The sequence below is a fragment of the Oricola nitratireducens genome, assembly GCF_014904745.1.
GTDB classification, from domain to species: domain Bacteria; phylum Pseudomonadota; class Alphaproteobacteria; order Rhizobiales; family Rhizobiaceae; genus Oricola; species Oricola nitratireducens.
Map to the genome: position 1 here is coordinate 446,618 of NZ_JACZCS010000001.1, position 19,656 is coordinate 466,273.

Below are 19,656 nucleotides of genomic sequence, written 5' to 3' on the forward strand. Positions count from 1 at the left end.
AATCGGGCCGCGACACGTTATGCGGCAGTGCGGCACTTCAAACTTGCGCTGATGTGTCATACTATCGCTACACAAATCGGTGAGAGGACGGCTGACGCCCACCGGACACATGGCCATGGAATTCCAGAGCGCATCTTCGACATTTTCCGATATCGTCACGGGCCGGGCCGACGCGCGCGCCCAGCGCAACCTGCATATCGTGGATCAGCTGATCGAGGAACGCGGCCAGACGCTAGTCAAGCATCCGATGTGGCCGATGATCCGTCCGGCGCTCTACAAGGTTCTCTATTACGATCAGGCCGTGCGGATGGCCAATGATGTCGCCGAGATCAGCGGCATCGATTGTTTTGAATATATCAGCCGGTTGCTGCAGCTCGACATTTCGGTCGAGGGCAAGGAAAACCTGCCCCGGGACGGCGGCTTCATCCTCGTGTCCAATCATCCGACCGGCATTGCCGACGGCGTGGCCGCCTATGACATGATCAAGGATACCCGGCCGGACCTGATGTTCTTCGCCAACCGCGATGCCATTCGCGTCAGCCAGCGGCTTTCGGAAGTCATCATTCCGGTCGAATGGCGCACGACCGAGAAGTCGCACGCCAAGAGCCGTGAAACGCTGGTGCGCACCAGCCGCGCCTTCTCGGACGGCCGGGCGATCATCCTGTTCCCGTCCGGACGCATCGCCTACTGGGCGAAGGGACGGCTGAACGAGCGGCCCTGGCAGGCGACCGGCGTTCACATGGCGAAGCGCTATAACGTGCCGATCATTCCGATGCACATGAGCGCGCGCAATTCGAAGCTGTTCTACCTGCTGTCGCACCGCACGCCGGAACTTCGCGACATGACCGTGTTCCACGAACTGCTCAACAAGAAGGGCCAGCCCTTCAAGATGACGATCGGCAAGCCGATCGAGCCGGAGACGCTGGAAGGCGACGTGCAGGACCTCACAGTGCGCATGCAGAAACATTGCGAGCATGTGCTGCGCGACGATCCGGGCGCTGAATTCATCGGTTGATCAGCTCTTCAACGCAATTAGAAAGCCCGCCGGATCGGCGGGCTTTTTTCATGCGGCGGGTAACAGGATCAGACGATTTTCTGGCCGGTCTTCGCCCAGTCTGCGAGGAAGCCTTCCAGGCCCTTGTCGGTGAGCGGATGCTTGACCAGCGCCTTCAGCGTCGCCGGTGGAACGGTCGCAACATCGGCGCCGATCAACGCCGCTTCCTTGACGTGGTTCACGGTGCGGATCGAGGCGGCGAGGATTTCGGTCTGGAAACCGTAATTGTCATAGATCGTGCGAATCTCGCCGATCAGTTCCATGCCGTTGATGCCGATGTCGTCGATGCGGCCGATGAACGGCGAAATGAAGGTCGCGCCGGCCTTAGCGGCGAGCAGTGCCTGGTTGGCCGAGAAGCACAGCGTCACGTTGACCTTGCGGCCCTCGGTCGTCAGCGCCTTGCAGGCCTTCAGGCCGTCGAAGGTCAGCGGTACCTTGATGCAGATGTTGTCGGCGATCTTCGCCAGCACTTCGGCTTCCTTCATCATGCCGTCGAAATCGAGTGCTGTGACCTCGGCCGAGACGGGGCCGTCGACGATCCCGCAGATTTCTTTCGTGACCTCGGTGATATCGCGGCCGGCTTTCATGATCAGCGACGGATTGGTGGTTACGCCATCGAGCAGACCGATGTCGTTCAACTCGCGGATTTCCTTCACGTCGGCTGTGTCGACAAAGAATTTCATGGCTTCGCCCTTGGTTGTCCCGCGTCGCGGGGGTTTTCGATCGGGCTTCCGTTTAGACCAAAGAGTAGGCAAGGTCACGGGGTAATGAAGCAAGATTCGCCACGCATTTCCAACACTGTGCCGGTTCTCGTGCCGACGCCTTCGGAACGGCCATACACTTATGCCGTGCCGGAGGGCATGGCGGTCGAGCCCGGATCGATCGTCGCCGTGCCGCTCGGCCCGCGCATGGTGGCGGGCGTCGTCTGGGACGCGGAGAGCGCCGACAAGGTCGATCCGAAGAAATTGCGCGCGATCGAGCATCTGTTCGACTGCCCGCCGGTGGCGCCCGACATGCGCCGTTTCGTCGACTGGGTCGCACGTTACACGCTGTCGGCGCCCGGCATGGTCGCGCGTATGGTGCTGCGCGTGCCGGCCGCCTTCGATCCCGAGCCGTCGACGCCGGGCCTGCGCAAGACGGAAGCGCTTCCCGATCGCATGACGCCGGCGCGCGCCCGCGTCCTCGACCTTGCGTCCGACAGTCTCGGCTGGACGCGTTCGGGTCTGGCGCATGCCGCCGGCGTTTCGCTGTCGGTCGTCGACGGCCTCGTCAAGGCGGGCTCGTTTACGGAGATCGAGCTGCCGCCGATGCCGGTCGTCGCGACACCCGACCCGGATTACGACGCCGCCGACCTGTCGGGCGACCAGCAGGCCGCCGCCGACGCCTTGCGTGGCCAGGTGGCGGCGGAAGGCTTCTCGGCGACATTGCTGGAAGGCGTGACCGGTTCCGGCAAGACCGAGGTCTATTTCGAGGCGATCGCAGCGGCGCTGGAACAGGGAAAGCAGGTGCTGGTTCTGCTGCCCGAGATCGCGCTGACGCAGACATTCCTGGAACGCTTTCATGGCCGCTTTGGCGCGCCGCCCGCCGAATGGCACTCCGATCTCGCCCCGAAGACTCGCGAAAAGGTCTGGCGGCAGATCGCCGACGGGCGCGTCCGGGTCGTCGCAGGTGCGCGCTCGGCGCTGTTCCTGCCGTTTCGCGAACTCGGCCTGATCGTCGTCGACGAAGAGCATGACCCCGCTTACAAGCAGGAGGACCGGGTCTTCTACCACGCCCGCGACATGGCGGTGGTGCGCGCCCATATTGGCGGTTTTCCGGCGATCCTCGCCAGCGCGACGCCGTCGGTGGAGACGCGCTTCAACGCGGAATGCGGGCGCTATCGCCATGTGCGGCTCGACCGGCGTTTCGCCGAGGCTGCGATGCCGGAACTGCATGCGATCGATATGCGCCGGACGCCGCCGGCGCGCGGCAAGTTCCTGTCTCCGCCCTTGCTGAAAGCGATCGGCGCGACATTGGAGAAGGAACAGCAGTCGCTGCTGTTTCTCAACCGGCGCGGTTACGCGCCGCTGACGTTGTGCCGGGTCTGCGGCCACCGCTTCCAGTGCCCGGACTGTTCGAGCTGGCTGGTCGAGCATCGCTTCCGAGGCCAGCTTCTGTGCCATCACTGCGGCCATCACGAACTGGTGCCGGAAGCCTGCCCGGAATGCGGCACGCTCGACCATCTCGTCGCCTGTGGACCGGGCATCGAACGCATTGCCGAGGAGGTCGTCGAGGCGTTCCCGGATGCGCGCACCATCGTGCTGTCGTCGGACATGCTCGGTGGCGTGAAACGGCTGCGGCTGGAACTGGAAGCGATCGAGAAGGGTGATGTCGATATCGTCATCGGCACGCAGCTGGTCGCCAAGGGCCATAACTTCCCGAACATGACGCTGGTCGGCGTCGTCGATGCCGATCTCGGTCTGGCGAACGGCGATCCGCGCGCCGCCGAGCGCACCTTCCAGCTTCTCAGCCAGGTGACCGGCCGGGCGGGGCGGACCGGAAAGAAGAGCCTTGGCCTGATCCAGACCTTCCAGCCGGAGCATCCGGCGATGCGCGCGATCGTGTCGGGCGATGCCGAGGCCTTCTACCAGAACCAGATCGGCGAGCGCGAACGCGGGCACCTGCCGCCGTTCGGACGTCTCGCCTCGATTATCGTTTCCGCCAACAGCCGCGCCGAGGCGGAAAATCACGGCCGGGCGCTTCGCGCCGCCGCGCCGGCCGGCGAGATCATGGTGCTGGGGCCTGCCGAGGCGCCGCTGGCGCTGATCCGCGGGCGGCACCGGTTCCGGCTGCTTGTGCACGGGCCGGAGCGGGCCAATCTGCAAGCCTTCCTGCGTGCCATGATCGGTAGTGCGCCGCGTCCGCGTGGTTCGGTGCGCGTTAGCGTCGACATTGACCCGCAAAGTTTTCTTTGACAAGCAGTTGGCCCGGCGGCATGCACGGACCACTTCACCGAAAGCAGCCAAGTGTCTCCGACCACGTCCCGTACCGATGTCGATTCAGAAGCGATGCCGCCCGTCGCGCTGGCGCTGTCGCTCGGCATGTTTCTCATGTTCGCGTTGCTCGACACCTCGGCGAAATATCTTGTCACCTCAGGGCTGACGGCCTTTTTCGTTGTCTGGTGCCGCTTCGCCTCGCAGGCGTTCGTCCAATTCGTCCTGTCGCGCGCCTGGGTCAACGCCGATGTCTGGCGGATCCGCAATTTCCTTCTGCATTTGCTGCGCGGTCTTGCCCTGCCGCTGACGACCTATCTGAACTTCAAGGCGCTGGAGACGTTGCAACTAGCGCAAACGGTGTCCGTCTTGCTGTCGGCGCCGATGGTGGTCACGGCGCTCGCGGGCCCGCTGCTCGGCGAGTGGGCCGGGCCGCGCCGCTGGATGGCGATCATGGTCGGTTTCGTCGGCGTCCTCGTCGTCGTGCGCCCCGGAACGGCGATGTTCGACTTCGCCATTCTCTATTCCATCGGGGCGACCTTCGTTTACGCGCTCTATTCGATCCTGACCCGCAAGCTGGCCGGCACGGAAACCCAGGCGAGCCTTGTTTTTTACCCCTCCCTCGTCGGCGTCCTGCTGCTCGGGCCGCTCGCCTGGGCGGATGCGGCGCTGCCCACAACGCTCTTCGACACGGCGCTTCTCTGCGTGTTCGGGGTCTTCGGCATGATCGGCCACACCATGTTCATCAAGGCGAGCCGCATCGCCAGCGCGCCGAAACTGGCCCCGTTCGTCTACAGCCAGCTTCTGTGGATGACGCTGCTCGGCTTTATCGTCTTTGGCGATCTGCCGGACCGGTGGACTGTGGTTGGCGCGGCGATCATTTGCGCCAGCGGCCTCTATCTGATGTATCGGGAACGCGTGCTGCGACTGTCACGAATTACGGCGCCGGTCGAGCGCTGAGACGTGCCGGCGAGAACAAGGAAACGGGACGAACCATGATCTCCATCATCCCCCCGCAATCACCCGGCGAATGGCTTTCCTGGGCGTCGGCCATTGTCACGCTGGTCTTCGGCCTGATGTGCCTTCTTACGCCGCGGCTGTCGCTGCGCATCATGCGGCTGAGGCCTGTCGACGGCGTGCCGGAAGCCGTTTCGGAGAGCCGGGCGACAATGGCGGGCTTCTATCTTGGCACAGCGCTGACCGCGATCGTCTTCAACCAGCCCTTCATCTGGCTCGTGCTCGGGGCGGGCTGGGCGTTCACCGCGCTGGGGCGCCTTGTCTCGATCCTGTTCGATCGCGGCAACACCGCATTCAACTGGATATCGATCGCAATCGAGATCGCCCTGGCGGCGGGACCGCTCGTTTATGTCTTCGGAATCGTGCCGTAGAGTCAGGCGAATGCGGCCGGATTCCGCCGTTTCTGCGACAAAAGGCGGCCTTGGTCGTGTTGCGCACGCCAAATGCATGTGCTAGACGGCTCGCAATTCACAGACGGGGCGCGACTTTCGTGCCATTATGTGAATCAGAAATATCAACAAGATCAATGCGTTGCGCATAGCCAATCGGCCCGGCTCCGTGTGCGTGTTGGAATTAAACAGAGAAGCGATCGCCAGTGGCCAAATCATCTCGCACTTCCGGTGTTGCTTCCCGTTACGCACAGTCTCTTTTCGACATCGCGCTCGAGTCCAAATCGCTCGCCAAGGTCGAGGAGCAACTGACCGCGTTCGAGGCGCTTATCAACGAGAGCGAAGACCTGCGGCGCCTGATCGGCAGCCCGGTCTTTTCCACCGACGAGCAACTGCGGGCGATCACCGCGATTGCCGAGAAGGCCGGCCTCGACGGCCTGGTCGCAAATTTCCTCAAGGTCGTTGCCTCCAATCGCCGCCTTTTCGCGGTGCCGGGCATGATCGAAGCCTTCCGGGCAATTGCCGCCGAGCACAAGGGCGTCGTCGCCGCTGACGTGACCAGCGCCTTCAAGCTGACGGCAGTGCAGGAAAGGGAACTGAAGGCGACGTTGAAGGATGTCGCCGGAAAAGACGTGGAGATCAACATGACCGTCGATCCGTCGCTTCTCGGCGGTCTGATCGTCAAGATCGGCTCGCGCCAGATCGACACGTCGCTTCGCACCAAATTGTCATCAATGAAGCTCGCGCTTAAAGAGGTCGGCTGATGGATATTCGCGCCGCGGAAATTTCCGCAATCCTTAAGGACCAGATCAAGAATTTCGGACAGGAAGCCGAAGTTTCCGAAGTGGGCACCGTGTTGTCCGTCGGTGACGGCATCGCCCGCGTCTACGGTCTGGACAATGTTCAGGCCGGCGAGATGGTCGAGTTCCCAGGCGGCACTCGCGGCATGGCGCTCAACCTCGAAACCGACAATGTCGGCGTCGTGATCTTCGGGTCCGACCGCGAGATCGGTGAAGGCGACATTGTCAAGCGGACCGGCGCCATCGTTGACGTGCCGGTCGGCAAGGAACTGCTTGGCCGCGTCGTCGACGCGCTCGGCAACCCGATCGACGGCAAGGGGCCGATCAAGACCAAGGAACGCAAGCGCGTCGACGTCAAGGCGCCCGGCATCATGCCGCGCAAATCGGTACATGAGCCGATGTCGACCGGCCTGAAGGCCATTGACGCTCTGATCCCGGTCGGTCGCGGCCAGCGCGAGCTGGTCATCGGCGACCGCCAGACCGGCAAGACCGCGATCATCCTCGACACGTTCCTCAACCAGAAGCCGATCCATGACAACGGCCCGGAAAAGGAAAAACTCTACTGCGTCTACGTCGCCGTCGGTCAGAAGCGCTCGACCGTCGCACAGTTCGTGAAGGTGCTCGAAGAGCGCGGCGCTCTCGAATACTCCGTCGTCATCGCGGCGACCGCGTCCGACCCGGCGCCGATGCAGTATCTGGCACCGTTTGCCGGCTGCACGATCGGCGAATATTTCCGCGACAACGGCATGCACGCCCTGATCGGGTATGACGATCTGTCCAAGCAGGCCGTCGCCTACCGCCAGATGTCGCTGCTGCTGCGCCGTCCGCCGGGCCGCGAAGCCTATCCGGGCGACGTCTTCTACCTGCATTCGCGCCTGCTGGAACGCGCCGCGAAGCTGAACGAGGATCATGGCGCCGGTTCGCTGACCGCCCTGCCGATCATCGAAACCCAGGCCAACGACGTGTCGGCCTACATCCCGACCAACGTGATCTCGATCACCGACGGCCAGATCTTCCTCGAAACCGACCTGTTCTTCCAGGGCGTTCGCCCGGCCGTGAACGTCGGCCTGTCGGTGTCGCGCGTCGGCTCGGCCGCGCAGATCAAGGCGATGAAGCAGGTCGCCGGCTCGATCAAGGGCGAGCTCGCGCAGTACCGCGAAATGGCGGCCTTCGCGCAGTTCGGCTCCGACCTCGACGCCGCCACGCAGCGCCTGCTCAACCGCGGCGCGCGCCTGACCGAACTCCTGAAGCAGCCGCAGTTCTCGCCGCTGAAGACGGAAGAGCAGGTGGCGGTGATCTATGCCGGCGTGAAGGGCTATCTCGACAAGCTCGCCGTCAACCAGGTCGGCAAGTTCGAGCAGGGTCTGCTCAGCCACATGCGCACCGACGGAAAGGAAGTGCTCGAGGCGATCCGCTCGGAGCAGAAGCTTTCCGACGAGATCGAGGCCAAGCTGAAGGCGGAGATCGACGCTTTCGCGAAGTCGTTCGCGTAAGGCGCGGGTCGAAACCAGGGAACGGAACAGTCCGGCATGCCTTCACTCAAGGACCTTCGAAACCGCATTGCCTCGGTCAAGGCGACGCAGAAGATCACCAAAGCCATGCAGATGGTGGCGGCAGCGAAGCTTCGCCGTGCGCAGGACGCCGCCGAAGCCGCGCGGCCCTACTCGCAGCGCATGGGCGCGGTGCTCGCCAACGTCGCCCAGACCCTCGGCGACGGCGACGACGCACCGAAGCTGATGGTCGGCACGGGCAAGGACGATACGCACCTGCTGCTCGTCTGCACCGCCGAACGCGGCCTTTGCGGCGGCTTCAACTCGTCGATTGCGCGGCTTGCGCGTGAGCATGCTCGCAAGCTCCTCGCCGACGGCAAGACGGTCAAGATCATCACCGTCGGCAAGAAGGGCTACGATATCCTGCGCCGCGATCTCGGCAGCCACGTCATCGACCGGGTCGATCTGCGCGAGGTCAAGAACCTCGCCTTCTCCGACGCGAATTCGATCGGCAAGAAGGTGATCGACCTCTTCGACGACGGCGAGTTCGACGTCTGCACGCTGTTCTACTCGGAGTTCAGGTCGGTGATCTCGCAGATCCCGACCGCGCAGCAGCTGATCCCTGCCCAGGCCGAAGGGGCCGAGGCACAGACAGCCGGCGACGCGATCTACGAATACGAGCCCGATGCGGGCACGATCCTCTCCGACCTCATTCCGCGCAACATCTCGGTGCAGGTTTTCCGGGCGCTGCTCGAAAACGCCGCTTCCGAACAGGGCGCGCGCATGAGCGCTATGGACAATGCCACGCGTAACGCGGGCGAGATGATCGACAAGCTGACGATGAGCTACAACCGCCAGCGTCAGGCTCAGATCACCAAGGAACTCATTGAAATTATTTCTGGCGCGGAAGCGCTCTAAGGAAGGGTAACACGATGGCAAAAGCAGCAGCAAAGAAACCGGCCGCCGTGAAATTGGTCAAGGGCCCGGAAGGCAAAGTCGCCCAGGTGATCGGCGCCGTCGTCGACGTGCAGTTTTCCGACCATCTGCCGCAGATTTTGAACGCGGTCGAAACGATCAACAACGGCCAGCGCCTCGTTCTGGAGGTTGCGCAGCACCTCGGCGAAAATACCGTGCGCTGCATCGCGATGGACTCCACCGAGGGCCTCGTGCGCGGACAGGCGGTCGTCGACACCGGATCGCCGATCATGGTTCCGGTCGGTCCGCAGATGCTCGGCCGCATCATCAACGTCATCGGCGAACCGGTTGACGAAGCCGGCCCGGTCAAGGGTGAGGAAATGCGCGGCATTCACCAGCCGGCGCCGGAATATACCGAGCAGTCGACGGAAGCCGAAATCCTCGTCACAGGAATTAAGGTCCTCGACCTGCTGGCTCCCTACGCCAAGGGCGGCAAGATCGGCCTGTTCGGCGGCGCGGGCGTCGGCAAGACCGTGCTCATCCAGGAACTAATCAACAACATTGCGAAGGCGCATGGCGGTTACTCGGTGTTTGCCGGCGTCGGCGAGCGCACCCGTGAGGGCAACGACCTCTATCACGAGTTCGTCGAGTCCGGCGTGAACAAGGAAGGCGGCGGCGAGGGCTCCAAGGCGGCGCTCGTTTATGGCCAGATGAACGAGCCGCCGGGCGCACGCGCTCGCGTCGGTCTGACCGGCCTGACCATCGCCGAATATTTCCGCGACCAGGGCCAGGACGTGCTGTTCTTCGTCGACAACATTTTCCGCTTTACGCAGGCGGGTTCGGAAGTGTCGGCCCTGCTCGGCCGCATCCCGTCGGCTGTGGGTTACCAGCCGACGCTGGCGACCGACATGGGCGCGCTGCAGGAGCGCATCACCACCACCACCAAGGGGTCGATCACCTCGGTGCAGGCCATCTACGTGCCGGCCGACGACCTGACCGACCCGGCCCCGGCGACCTCGTTCGCCCACCTCGACGCGACGACGGTTCTCAACCGCGCGATCTCCGAGAAGGGCATCTACCCGGCCGTCGACCCGCTCGACTCCACCTCGCGCATGCTCGACCCGCAGGTCGTCGGCGAGGAACACTACCAGGTGGCCCGCGAGGTCCAGCAGACGCTGCAGCGTTACAAGTCGCTGCAGGACATCATCGCCATCCTCGGCATGGACGAGCTGTCGGAAGAAGACAAGCTGACCGTGGCACGCGCCCGCAAGGTCGAGCGCTTCCTGTCGCAGCCGTTCTTCGTCGCCGAAGTCTTCACCGGTGCGCCGGGCAAGCTCGTCGACCTCGCCGACACGATCAAGGGCTTCAAGGGCCTCGTCGCCGGCGATTACGACCATCTTCCCGAAGCCGCCTTCTACATGGTCGGCACGATCGAGGAAGCGATGGAAAAGGCACAGCGTCTGGCTGCGGAAGCAGCCTGACGCGCGCCGTAAGGCAAGCGGGGTAACGCCATGAACCGGTTGGTCGCAGTTGCAGAGATCGCTCTCGCCGGCGCGCTGACCGGGCTCGTGATCGGGCCGGATTCGCTCGATCAGTTCTTTGGCATAGACTTCGCCAATTCGACCGCGTTCAACGTGATCGCCGGGACGCTGATCGGGACGGTGCTTGGGTTCGTCGCGACGTTGTCAGAAAAACAGGCTGAGTGATCTGAGATATGGCTGACGCATTCAAATTCGAACTGGTCTCTCCGGAGCGGCTTCTGGTGTCGGAAGACGTCCTGGAAGTGGTCGTGCCGGGCCAGGAAGGCTATTTCACCGTCCTCTCCAGGCACGCTCCGGTGATGGCGACGCTGCAGCCGGGCGTGGTCGAGGTGAAGAACGCCGCCGGCAACATGGAACGCTATTGCGTCTTCGGCGGGTTCATCGACATCGTTCCGGATTCCTGCACGCTGCTCGCCGAATCCGCGGTCAATGTGAAGGACATCGACGCGGCTGATGTCGCCCAGCGGATCCAGCACGCACGCGAGGATCTGGCCGATGCGAAAGGCGACGAGGCGGTCACCAAGGCGCAGATGTATCTCGACCAGCTGACGACGCTGCAAGCCGCTGTCATTCCGGCATAAAGTCCAAATCCAAATGTGTTCGAGAGGCCCGCATCGCGGGCCTTTTTCGTTTCAGGCGTCGGAGAACGCGTCCGGATAGGTGACGGGTCCGCGATAGTCCGACACGGCGCCGGGAACCAGTTCGAGCGCCATGAAATTGGGTCCGGGCCATGGCGCCTTCACATGTTCGGCAAGCGCGGACTTGAAGCCGAAGCGGCCGTAATAGACCGGATCGCCGAGGACGAAGATCGAGTGCCAGCCCTCGTCGCGGGCCTTGGCGATGGCACGGTTGGTCAGTTCCGTTCCGATCAGGAAATCGCGCCATTCGGGATCGACGCCGAGCGGTGCAAGCGCGAGGCTCCTTTCCGGGCCGGCCAGCTCGGTCAGCAGGATGTGGCCGACGATCATGCCGTCGAGGTCCGCGACCATCGAAATGGTCTTTTCCGGACCTTCGATCAGCCGGTCGACCAGTTTTGCCTCCGCCTCGCCGCCAAAGGCGCGGCGCTGGACCGCCAATATGCCGAGGCGGTCTTCCGGTTCGCCCGCGCGAAACGCGATCTTTTCGAGGATCATGTCAACCTCGCTTTCCGGCGCCCGGTCCGGCGCGTCATGTCTTCAGGCCAAGCAACTCGCCCTGTAGCGATAGAGCGACGGCTGCCTGCGCATGCAAGGCCGTCGTGTCGAACACGGGCAGGGCGGCGGTGTCGGCGGAGACCAGCATCGAAATTTCGGTGCAACCCAGGATCACCGCATCGCAGCCGGCCCATTTCATGTGATCGATGACCTGGCGAAACCGGGCGGCCGACACTTCGCTGACGGTCCCGAGGCACAGTTCATCGTAAATGATGCGGTGGATGTCGGCGCGTTCGTCCTCGTCGGGGACGGCGACATCGAGGTGAAAGCGGCTTTCGAGACGGTGGCGGTAGAACCGCTCTTCCATGGTGAAGCGGGTCGCCAGCAGGCCGACCTTCTTGTATCCGGCCCTGACGATCGCCTCGCCGGTCGGATCGGCGATATGGAGCACCGGCAGGCCGGACCCTTCCTCGATCTCGTCGGCGAGCTTGTGCATGGTGTTGGTGGCGATCACCAGGAACGAGGCGCCGCCCGCTTTCAGCGACTTTGCCGCGTCGACGAGAATGCGGGCGCACTGGCCCCACTTGCCCTCGTGCTGGAGGTGCTGGATCGGCTCGAAATCGACGGAATGCATCAGGATGCGCGCCGAATGGTGGCCGCCGAGCGCGGCCCGCGTGGCCACGTTCATCGCGCGATAATAGATCGCCGTCGATTCCCAGCTCATGCCGCCAAGGAGGCCGATCAGCATCATGGGGTCTTCACTCCCGCCAGATGCCCGAAAACGCGCACCAGTTCGTCGTATACGCCGCGCTTGAACGGAACGATCAAATCCGGCAGCTCCGTCATCGGCAGCCACGCCCAGTCCTCGAACTCGCGTTCGTGGCCGTCCGGCGGCGGATCTATCCGGATCTCGCTCTCGTCGCCCGTGAAGCGGAAGGCGAACCATTTCTGCGTCTGTCCGCGATATTTGCCTTTCAGGCCGATGCCGATCATCTCGGACGGCAGATCGTAGTTGATCCATTGCGGCGCTTCCTCGATCAGTTCGACCGAGCGCATGCCGGTTTCCTCGTAGAGTTCGCGCAGGGCAGCCGGCAGCGGGTCCTCGTTCTTGTCGATGCCGCCCTGCGGCATCTGCCAGAGCTTCGGGTGGCCGGTATATTCGGTGTTGCCTTCCTTGGCCCGCTTGCCGGCCCAGACAAGTCCGTCGCGGTTCAGCACCATGATGCCGACACAGGGACGGTAGGGAAGATCCTGCGGCGTGCGTTTTGTCTTCGTCTTGGCCATGTCCGGTCCTATCGCGCCAGTGCCGAAACACCGACGATTTCGAATCCGCGTTTCTTGGCGCCGTTCGCCCAAGCCGCGACGGTGTCGACCGTCGCCTCGAAGGCCGATCCGGTGCCGATCGCATAGCCGTTCACTTCGGCGATCTTTTCCAGTTCCTTCAGCCGCGCATTGATGGCCGACGGATCCTGTGTCGTGTCGAGCACGACCTGCCCGGATACATAGGGAACATCATAGGCGCGGGCGAGCGATGCCAGCTGCTTGCCGCCGGCAGTGCCGTCGTTCATGTAGAGCAGCCCGCGTTCGCCGACCTCGCGCAGGACCGGCCCGATCGCTTTGTCGTCGGTCGCGAAGCGGCCGCCGAGATAGTTGACAATGCCGGTATAGTTGGTGATCCGGCCAAGCGCCCAGCGCAAATTGGCCAGATTGGCCTCTTTGGTCGCCTCCACGGTCAGGGTCTGCGGTCCGGGATCGCTTTGCGGATAGTCGAAGGGCTCCATCGGAACCTGGACGAGCAATTCGTGCCCGTCCTTGCGCGCCTGGCGCATCCAGCGTTCGAGGCTGTTGCCCTGCGGCGCGAAGGCAAGCGTGATTTCGGGCGGCAGGTCCTTGAGCGCGCGCAACGTGCCAGTTTGCGAAAGGCCGAGGCCGCCGATGACGACGGCGATGCGCTTGCCGCCGGCCGAAGACCATGGCCGCGCATAGATATCCATCGGCCGGCGTCCGTCCGGCGCGCGGACCGGCAATTCGCCCCATTTGCTCGATTCGAGCGCGGATTCCTCGGGCAGGTGAGCGACCTGCACCGGCTGGCCGACAGTTGCCGCGGACGGATCGCGCACAATGATGATCTTCGGGCCGCCTTCGGATATACGGCCCTCCGCGACGGGTGGACCCGCATCAGGCGTCGCGGCGGCCGCATCGGTGCCGGTATCCTGCGATCCGTCGCTTGGCTTGCCATAGACGATATTGACGCCGGACGTGTCGTTCTGGGCGGGTGCTGCGACCGATCCGGTTACCGGGCCCGTATCGGCAGATGGTTCGGCGGCCTGTTCCGCAAGCGCGATCGACGCCGTTTCGGGCAGGGGATCGCGCAGGAAGGCCGCATAGGCGTTGAGGCCGATGATGCAGACGAAGATGCCGGCGGCAACCGGAACGACACTGCGGCCGCTTCGTTCGCGGCGCGGCTTTTCGGGAGACGGCCGACGCCCTGCCGCTCCGGGAGGCTTCCTGCCGGACTGTCCGAGGGGTGCGTTGAGATCGGTCATCGTCTGTTACCGCCGCGAATCAAAAAGGCCACCGTAACCGGTGGCCTTTTGTAACATGGGTTTTCGTGCCTTTGGCAACGGATCAGTTCGGAAGCGCCTTTGCCGGATCCGGCGGATAGGACGGATCAGACTTCTCGCCGCGCATCAGGGCCAGCGCGAATTTAAGCTGGTCGTCCTTGTCGGCGTCCTGCGGCACATAGGCGATGGAGCCGGATCCTTTCGAATCCTCCTCGGCACCGGGGATGTGACCGCGCAGATCCGATTCGCCGCGGGTCAGGTCACGACCGAGCAGTTCTTCCGGAATGGTCTGGTTGACCTTGATGTCCGGCGTGATGCCCTTGCCCTGGATCGAGATGCCGGCCGGTGTGTAGTACAGCGCCGTCGTCAGGCGCAGGGCGCCGTTCTCGCCGAGCGGAATGATCGTCTGGACCGAGCCCTTGCCGAAGGACTGGGTGCCGATGACGGTTGCGCGGCGATGATCCTGCAGCGCGCCGGCAACGATTTCCGAGGCACTCGCCGATCCGCCGTTGATCAACACTACCAGCGGCTTGCCGCCGGTCAGATCGCCCGGCCGCGCCGAATAGCGGCGGCTGTCGCGGTCGTCACGGCCGCGCGTCGAAACGATCAGGCCCTTGTCGAGGAAGGCGTCGGAGACGTTGATCGCTTGGTCGAGCAGGCCGCCCGGATTGAGGCGGAGATCGAGGATGAAGCCCTTCAGCTTATCCTTGCCGATTTCCTCGGTCAGCTTGTCGATGGCCTGCTGGAGGTCGTCGAAGGTCTGTTCGGTAAACGAGATCACGCGCAGATAGCCGATGTCGTTTTCGGCGTGGTAGCGCACGGCCTGGACCTTGATGATGTCACGGACGACCGTGATGTCGATCGGCTTGTCGGCGCCTTTGCGCAGGATCGTCAGCTTGATCGGCGTGTTGACCGCGCCCCGCATCTTGTCGACGGCGTCCTGAAGCGTCAGGCCGCGGACTTCCTCGCCGTCGATCTTGGAGATCAGGTCGCCGGCAAGGACGCCTGCCTTTTCGGCGGGCGTGCCGAACATCGGCGTGATCACCTTGACGAGTTCGTCCTCCATGGTGACCTCGATGCCGAGACCGCCGAATTCACCCTTGGTCTGGGTGCGCATGTCGGCCGCGTCTTCGGCGTTCATGTAGGAGGAATGCGGATCGAGCGAGGCAAGCATGCCGTTGATCGCGCTTTCGATCAGCTTCTTGTCGCTCGGCTGTTCGACGTAGTTGGCGCGTACGCGCTCGAATACGTCACCGAAGATCGCCAACTGCTTATAGGTGTCGCTGCCGGCGGCATTCGCCGAAATCAGGCCATGGCCGGAAAAGGCCAGCATGGAGGCGGCCCCCATCAACGCGCCGGCGAACAGCAGTGAGAACTTTCGCATCATATCCTTCATGTCCTTCCAGAACCGATCGTTTCCCACCAGGGACCGGGATCTACCGGTTTGCCATTTTTCCTGAACTCAACATAGAGCGTCGGGTTTTCATTTGCAGCGGCTGCGGCCGAAACGCTAGCCAAATGTATCGTACCCATCGCGCCTACCGGCTCACCAGCCAAAACGAACTGACCTTGGCTGACATCGATGCGCTCCATTCCGGCGAGCACTACATGATAGTCGTCACCGACATTCAGGATCAAGAGTTGTCCGTAGGAGCGGAACGGGCCCGCATAGAGGACCCAGCCATCCGACGGCGCGGTTACATAGGCCCCGGGAGCAGCTTCGATCGTATCGCCCTGAGTCCGGCTACCATAGCCGTCATCGTCGCCAAATGCGGTAATTATGCGGCCAGCCACGGGCTTCGCGAGCTTGCCGGTGAGGTCCGAAAAGGCATAGGCAGGGGTGATGCGCGCTGAAGAAAGCGCTTGTTTTTCAGCACGTTCGCGGCCCTCGTCGATCCGGCGCTGGGCTTCGAGGCGCGCCGTCTGGGCAGCCTCGCGCGCCGACTGGATTTCCTGCTCGATCGAGCCGATCAGGTCCTGCAGGTTCGCCGCCTTCGACGCGAGTTCGGCGGCGCGCTGCTGTTCGGCGGCAAGAGCGCTGTTCTTGCTCCTTTCGAGTGTTTTTTTCTCCTCAAGCAAAAGTGAAAGCCGGACCTGCTCCTCCTTCTGCCCGGAGAGCGTCGTGCGCAACTGCTCGCGTTCGGCCTCGTAAGTTGCCTTCAGCCGCTTCAATTCCTTCAAATCGGCAACGAGAACGAGCATTTCGTCGCGCATGTCGGGCACGACCGCGCTCAGGAGGATGGAGCTTCGGACCGAGGACAGCGCATCCTCCGGCGTGACGAGGATCGCGGGCGGCGGATTGAGCCCCATGCGCTGTAATGCCGCGAGCACCTCGGCAAGCAGCGCCTTCCTGTCACGCAGGCTGGCATGCACCGTATCGACCTCGCGACCGGTTGCAACAAGCCGTTCCTCCAGGTCGAGAACATCGGCGGAGAGCTTTTTTTCGGTCTTGGCGGCCTGGATGATGGCGGTGTTGAGCGACTCGCGGTCCTTGCGGATGCGCGCCACCTCGGTTTGCAGTTCGTTGCTGCGCTTGGTCGAGATCGCCTGCTGGCGCAGGATTCCGGTCAGTTGCGTCGCGTTCTGCTCGAGGCTTTTCGCCAAGGCGTCGGTGTCGGACTTTTCCTGCGCGAGCGCGGCCGCGGGCGCGCCTGCGAGGCAGGCGAGCAGCAGACATGTGGAGCGGGACGGGAATCGCATCAGGCGTCGAAAAAGAATCGCTTTGTTTCCTGCGGCAAAGTCTATCCTAGCGCGCCGGCAATGGAACCGCGAAGTTCGGCCAGATGATGACCCCGCCGGTTCAATCGCGATGATAGGGATGGCCGGAAAGGATCGTCATGGTGCGGTAGAGCTGCTCGGCGAGCATGATCCGGGCGAGTTGATGCGGCCAGGTCTGGTTGCCGAAGGAAATCACGAGGTCGGCCCTTGCGCGCAATTGCGGGTCATGCCCGTCAGGGCCGCCGAGCGCGAAGACGATACGCGCGGTGCCGCGGTCGCGGAAATCGGCCAGCCTGTCGGCGAATTGGCGCGAGGTGAGGGATTTTCCTCGTTCGTCGAGCAAAACGAGCACTGTCGAGGCCTCACCGGCCAAAGCCGCGCATTTCCCGCTCTCCTCTGCCTTGCGCTGGTCGGCCGTCTGGGCCCGGCTTTCCTGGATCTCGGTCAGACCCTCGAAGTCGAAACCGAGTGATTTTCCGGTCTTGGCGAGCCGGTCCGCATAGCGCGACACAAGGTCGGCGTCGGGGCCGGATTTCATCCGGCCCACCGCAAAGATGGTCAACCGCATCGCGCTTCAGGTCTGGTGAAGCCGCAAACCCTAATGAAGGGTGCCCGGCGTTTCCTCAGGCTCCTGCCACATTTTTTCCAGCGCGTAGAAGTCACGGACTTCCGGACGGAAGACGTGGACGATCACGTCGCCGGCGTCGATCAGGACCCAGTCCGCAGAGGACAGGCCTTCGACCTTGGCGGTGCCGTAACCGGCCTCCTTCAATGCCCGCAGCAAATGATCGGCCACCGCGCCCACGTGACGATGGGAACGGCCCGACGCAATCACCATGTAATCGGCGAGTGCGGATTTGCCCTGGATATTGATGGAAACGATGTCTTCGGCCTTGGAGTCTTCGAGACTTTCCCGGACCAGTTCAAGAGCCCGATCTGCAGCGTGTGCTTCGCCGATGTCGGGCGTCGAAGGCGCAATATCGTCCTTCTTAAGTGTCGTTGTTCTCAAGTGCTTCCTTTCAATTCGGAACAAACGATGCGGAAGGTGATTCGCCTTCCACACCACAAAGATAGTCACGAGCCGTTAACACTTTCAAGACAGGCGCCTTCAAGCTTCGTTAACGGACGGTTTCGAGCCATTGCGGATCGCGGTCGAGGAGACCGGCGAACGGGGGCCGTGCAGGAACGTCCAGGCGGGCGCCGGAAGCGATGCGAGCAGTGCGGCGTCGCACTCGTCGACGCGGGCATAGTCGAAGGTTATCGCCATTTTCGACGACAGGTAGGACAAGGTCGCGCCAGGCCGGTCGACCACCGCGATGGGAAAGGTCGACGCGATGTCGCGCCAGTTCTGCCAGTGATGAAAGCTCGCCAGATTGTCGGCGCCCATGATCCAGACGAAGCGGACGCCCGGGTTGTAGCGGCGGACCACGGCGAGCGCGTCGGCGGTGAAGCGGACATCGTGCGAGGCTTCGAAGGCGGTCACCTTGACGCGCGGATCGGCATTGATCTTCTCCGACCAGGCGATGCGGTCGGCGAGCGGCGGCAGACCGCGGGTGTCCTTGAGCGGATTTCCCGGCGTCACCATCCACCAGAGCTGATCGAGTCCGAGCCGGCGCAGCGCGATTTCGGTGACGAGCTGGTGGCCGCTGTGCGGCGGATTGAAGGACCCGCCGAACAGGCCAACCGTCATGCCGGGCTCGACATGCGGCATGCGCAGATATTTGCGGGCGACGCCCGGATAACGTTCCCCCGGTCCTGTCATCGGGCGTTCAGGGGCGGATCTGACCGGTGCCCCGCACGCGGTATTTGAAGGAGGTCAGCTGTTCGACGCCGACCGGGCCGCGCGCATGCATCTTGCCGGTGGCGATGCCGATCTCGGCGCCCATGCCGAATTCGCCGCCATCGGCGAACTGCGTCGAGGCGTTGTGCAGCAGGATGGCGCTGTCGACTTCGTTGAAGAAGCGGTCGACGACGGTTTCGTCCTCGGCGATCACGGCCTCGGTGTGATTGGAGGAATAGCGCGCGATGTGATCGATGGCGCCGCCGATGCCGTCGACCAGCGCGACGGCGATGATCGGTCCGAGATATTCGGTCAGCCAGTCCGCCTCGGTCGCGAGCGTCGCCTTCGGCCAGAGCTTGCAGACATCGGCGTCGCCGCGGATCTCGCAATCGGCTGAATGGAGCGCATCGAGGATCGGGACGAGATGGGTCTCGGCGACGGCGCGGTCGACCAGCAGGGTCTCGGCAGCGCCGCATATACCGGTGCGGCGCATCTTGGCGTTGACAGTGATCGCCTTTGCCATTTCGAGGTCGGCGGACTTGTCGACATAGACGTGGCACAGGCCCTCGAGATGGGCGAAGACCGGCACGCGGGCATCCGTCTGCACGCGTTCGACAAGGCTGCGGCCGCCGCGCGGCACGATCACGTCGATGGCGCCGTCGAGGCCGGAGAGCATTTCGCCGACGGCGGCGCGGTCGGTCACCGGCACGAGCTGGATGGCGTCCTCGGGCAGGCCGGCGGTTTTCAGGCCTGCGGCGAGGCAGGCATGGATCGCCTGCGAGGAATTGAGTGAATCCGATCCGCCGCGCAGGATCACGGCATTGCCGGCCTTCAGGCAGAGCGCGCCGGCATCGGCCGTCACGTTCGGGCGGCTTTCATAGATCACGCCGATGACGCCGAGCGGCGTGCGCACGCGCTCGATCTTGAGGCCGTTCGGGCGTTCCCAGGCGGCGATCACGGTGCCGACCGGATCGGCGAGTTCGGCGATGGCGCGGATGCCGTCGGCCATGGCCGCGACGCGATCCGCCGTCAGCTTCAGGCGGTCCCTGAAGGCGGGCGTCAGGTCGGCTTCCTCGGCATTGGCCATGTCGATGGCATTGGCGGCGAGAATGTCGTCGCACCCCGAAACGATTGCGTCCGCCATAGCAGTGAGAGCGGTGTTCTTTTGTTCGGTGGATGCAATCGCCAGTGGCCGGCTCGCGGATTTCGCGCGCGCACCCATATCCGCCATCAAGGCGGCGATATCGACATGCTTATTGTCGGCCCTGGTCAGCATTGTTACG

Annotated in this window: 21 protein-coding genes; 10 read left to right on the plus strand and 11 right to left on the minus strand. The window is 63.6% G+C overall.

All coding sequences use genetic code 11. The annotated features are described in order from the left end of the window. The first annotated feature begins 115 nt into the window (after nt 1-115). Nucleotides 116-1,015, plus strand: a complete 900-nt coding sequence (locus IG169_RS02220) for a 1-acyl-sn-glycerol-3-phosphate acyltransferase (protein ID WP_193174500.1) — start codon at nt 116-118, stop codon at nt 1,013-1,015. Between the two features lie 68 nt (nt 1,016-1,083). Here IG169_RS02220 and fsa read toward each other — a convergent pair whose 3' ends face one another. Continuing rightward, the gene (fsa, locus tag IG169_RS02225) at nt 1,084-1,737 is read right to left on the minus strand and encodes a fructose-6-phosphate aldolase (RefSeq protein WP_193174501.1); all 654 of its coding nucleotides are present in this window, start codon (nt 1,735-1,737) and stop codon (nt 1,084-1,086) included. Between the two features lie 84 nt (nt 1,738-1,821). Between fsa and IG169_RS02230 the strand changes: the two genes are divergently transcribed. The 9 genes from IG169_RS02230 to IG169_RS02270 all read left to right on the plus strand — a co-directional run bounded on the left by IG169_RS02230 (nt 1,822) and on the right by IG169_RS02270 (nt 10,759). Next, entirely contained in the window at nt 1,822-4,008 is a 2,187-nt protein-coding gene (locus IG169_RS02230) for a primosomal protein N' (RefSeq protein WP_193174502.1), read from the plus strand. A 51-nt stretch (nt 4,009-4,059) separates the two neighbouring features. After that, on the plus strand, nt 4,060-4,986 hold the full coding sequence (locus IG169_RS02235; protein WP_343225530.1) for a DMT family transporter: 927 nt from the start codon (nt 4,060-4,062) through the stop codon (nt 4,984-4,986). A 35-nt stretch (nt 4,987-5,021) separates the two neighbouring features. After that, on the plus strand, nt 5,022-5,414 hold the full coding sequence (locus tag IG169_RS02240) for an AGROH133_08824 family phage infection protein (RefSeq protein WP_193174503.1): 393 nt from the start codon (nt 5,022-5,024) through the stop codon (nt 5,412-5,414). 224 nt (nt 5,415-5,638) lie between these two features. Continuing rightward, a complete protein-coding gene (locus IG169_RS02245) occupies nt 5,639-6,196 on the plus strand; it encodes a F0F1 ATP synthase subunit delta (protein WP_193174504.1) in 558 nt (185 codons plus the stop codon). Further along, nucleotides 6,196-7,725, plus strand: coding sequence for a F0F1 ATP synthase subunit alpha (atpA, locus tag IG169_RS02250; RefSeq protein ID WP_193174505.1), 1,530 nt, complete (start codon nt 6,196-6,198; stop codon nt 7,723-7,725). Before IG169_RS02245 ends, atpA begins: the two co-directional genes overlap by 1 nt. Before the next feature lie 36 nt (nt 7,726-7,761). Continuing rightward, nucleotides 7,762-8,640 carry a F0F1 ATP synthase subunit gamma gene (locus tag IG169_RS02255; protein ID WP_193174506.1) on the plus strand — a complete coding sequence of 293 codons (879 nt, stop codon included), beginning with the start codon at nt 7,762-7,764 and terminating at the stop codon, nt 8,638-8,640. 14 nt (nt 8,641-8,654) lie between these two features. Next, the gene (gene atpD / locus IG169_RS02260) at nt 8,655-10,118 is read left to right on the plus strand and encodes a F0F1 ATP synthase subunit beta (RefSeq protein WP_193174507.1); all 1,464 of its coding nucleotides are present in this window, start codon (nt 8,655-8,657) and stop codon (nt 10,116-10,118) included. Nucleotides 10,119-10,148: 30 nt separating this feature from the next. Beyond that, nucleotides 10,149-10,343, plus strand: a complete 195-nt coding sequence (locus IG169_RS02265; RefSeq protein WP_193174508.1) for a hypothetical protein — start codon at nt 10,149-10,151, stop codon at nt 10,341-10,343. A gap of 8 nt (nt 10,344-10,351) precedes the next feature. Continuing rightward, a complete protein-coding gene (locus IG169_RS02270; protein WP_193174509.1) occupies nt 10,352-10,759 on the plus strand; it encodes a F0F1 ATP synthase subunit epsilon in 408 nt (135 codons plus the stop codon). Nucleotides 10,760-10,810: 51 nt separating this feature from the next. On the opposite strand, the gene IG169_RS02275 is transcribed toward IG169_RS02270, so the two are convergent. The 10 genes from IG169_RS02275 to IG169_RS02320 all read right to left on the minus strand — a co-directional run bounded on the left by IG169_RS02275 (nt 10,811) and on the right by IG169_RS02320 (nt 19,649). Next, nucleotides 10,811-11,311, minus strand: a complete 501-nt coding sequence (locus IG169_RS02275; protein ID WP_193174510.1) for a GNAT family N-acetyltransferase — start codon at nt 11,309-11,311, stop codon at nt 10,811-10,813. Between the two features lie 34 nt (nt 11,312-11,345). Continuing rightward, nucleotides 11,346-12,062 carry an aspartate/glutamate racemase family protein gene (locus tag IG169_RS02280; RefSeq protein ID WP_193174511.1) on the minus strand — a complete coding sequence of 239 codons (717 nt, stop codon included), beginning with the start codon at nt 12,060-12,062 and terminating at the stop codon, nt 11,346-11,348. Next, nucleotides 12,059-12,595, minus strand: a complete 537-nt coding sequence (locus IG169_RS02285) for an RNA pyrophosphohydrolase (RefSeq protein ID WP_193174512.1) — start codon at nt 12,593-12,595, stop codon at nt 12,059-12,061. Before IG169_RS02285 ends, IG169_RS02280 begins: the two co-directional genes overlap by 4 nt. A gap of 8 nt (nt 12,596-12,603) precedes the next feature. Further along, nucleotides 12,604-13,857, minus strand: coding sequence for a divergent polysaccharide deacetylase family protein (locus IG169_RS02290; RefSeq protein ID WP_193174513.1), 1,254 nt, complete (start codon nt 13,855-13,857; stop codon nt 12,604-12,606). 82 nt (nt 13,858-13,939) lie between these two features. After that, a complete protein-coding gene (locus IG169_RS02295) occupies nt 13,940-15,262 on the minus strand; it encodes a S41 family peptidase (RefSeq protein ID WP_193174514.1) in 1,323 nt (440 codons plus the stop codon). A 5-nt stretch (nt 15,263-15,267) separates the two neighbouring features. Beyond that, on the minus strand, nt 15,268-16,383 hold the full coding sequence (locus IG169_RS02300; protein ID WP_343225532.1) for a murein hydrolase activator EnvC family protein: 1,116 nt from the start codon (nt 16,381-16,383) through the stop codon (nt 15,268-15,270). A 292-nt stretch (nt 16,384-16,675) separates the two neighbouring features. Then, a complete protein-coding gene (gene rlmH / locus IG169_RS02305) occupies nt 16,676-17,161 on the minus strand; it encodes a 23S rRNA (pseudouridine(1915)-N(3))-methyltransferase RlmH (RefSeq protein ID WP_193174516.1) in 486 nt (161 codons plus the stop codon). 30 nt (nt 17,162-17,191) lie between these two features. Next, complete coding sequence (gene rsfS, locus IG169_RS02310; protein WP_428982225.1) at nt 17,192-17,572, minus strand: ribosome silencing factor; 381 nt, start codon at nt 17,570-17,572, stop codon at nt 17,192-17,194. Between the two features lie 129 nt (nt 17,573-17,701). Then, nucleotides 17,702-18,355 carry a nicotinate-nucleotide adenylyltransferase gene (locus tag IG169_RS02315; protein WP_193174517.1) on the minus strand — a complete coding sequence of 218 codons (654 nt, stop codon included), beginning with the start codon at nt 18,353-18,355 and terminating at the stop codon, nt 17,702-17,704. Nucleotides 18,356-18,362: 7 nt separating this feature from the next. Continuing rightward, entirely contained in the window at nt 18,363-19,649 is a 1,287-nt protein-coding gene (locus IG169_RS02320; RefSeq protein WP_193174518.1) for a glutamate-5-semialdehyde dehydrogenase, read from the minus strand. Nucleotides 19,650-19,656 lie beyond the last annotated feature (7 nt).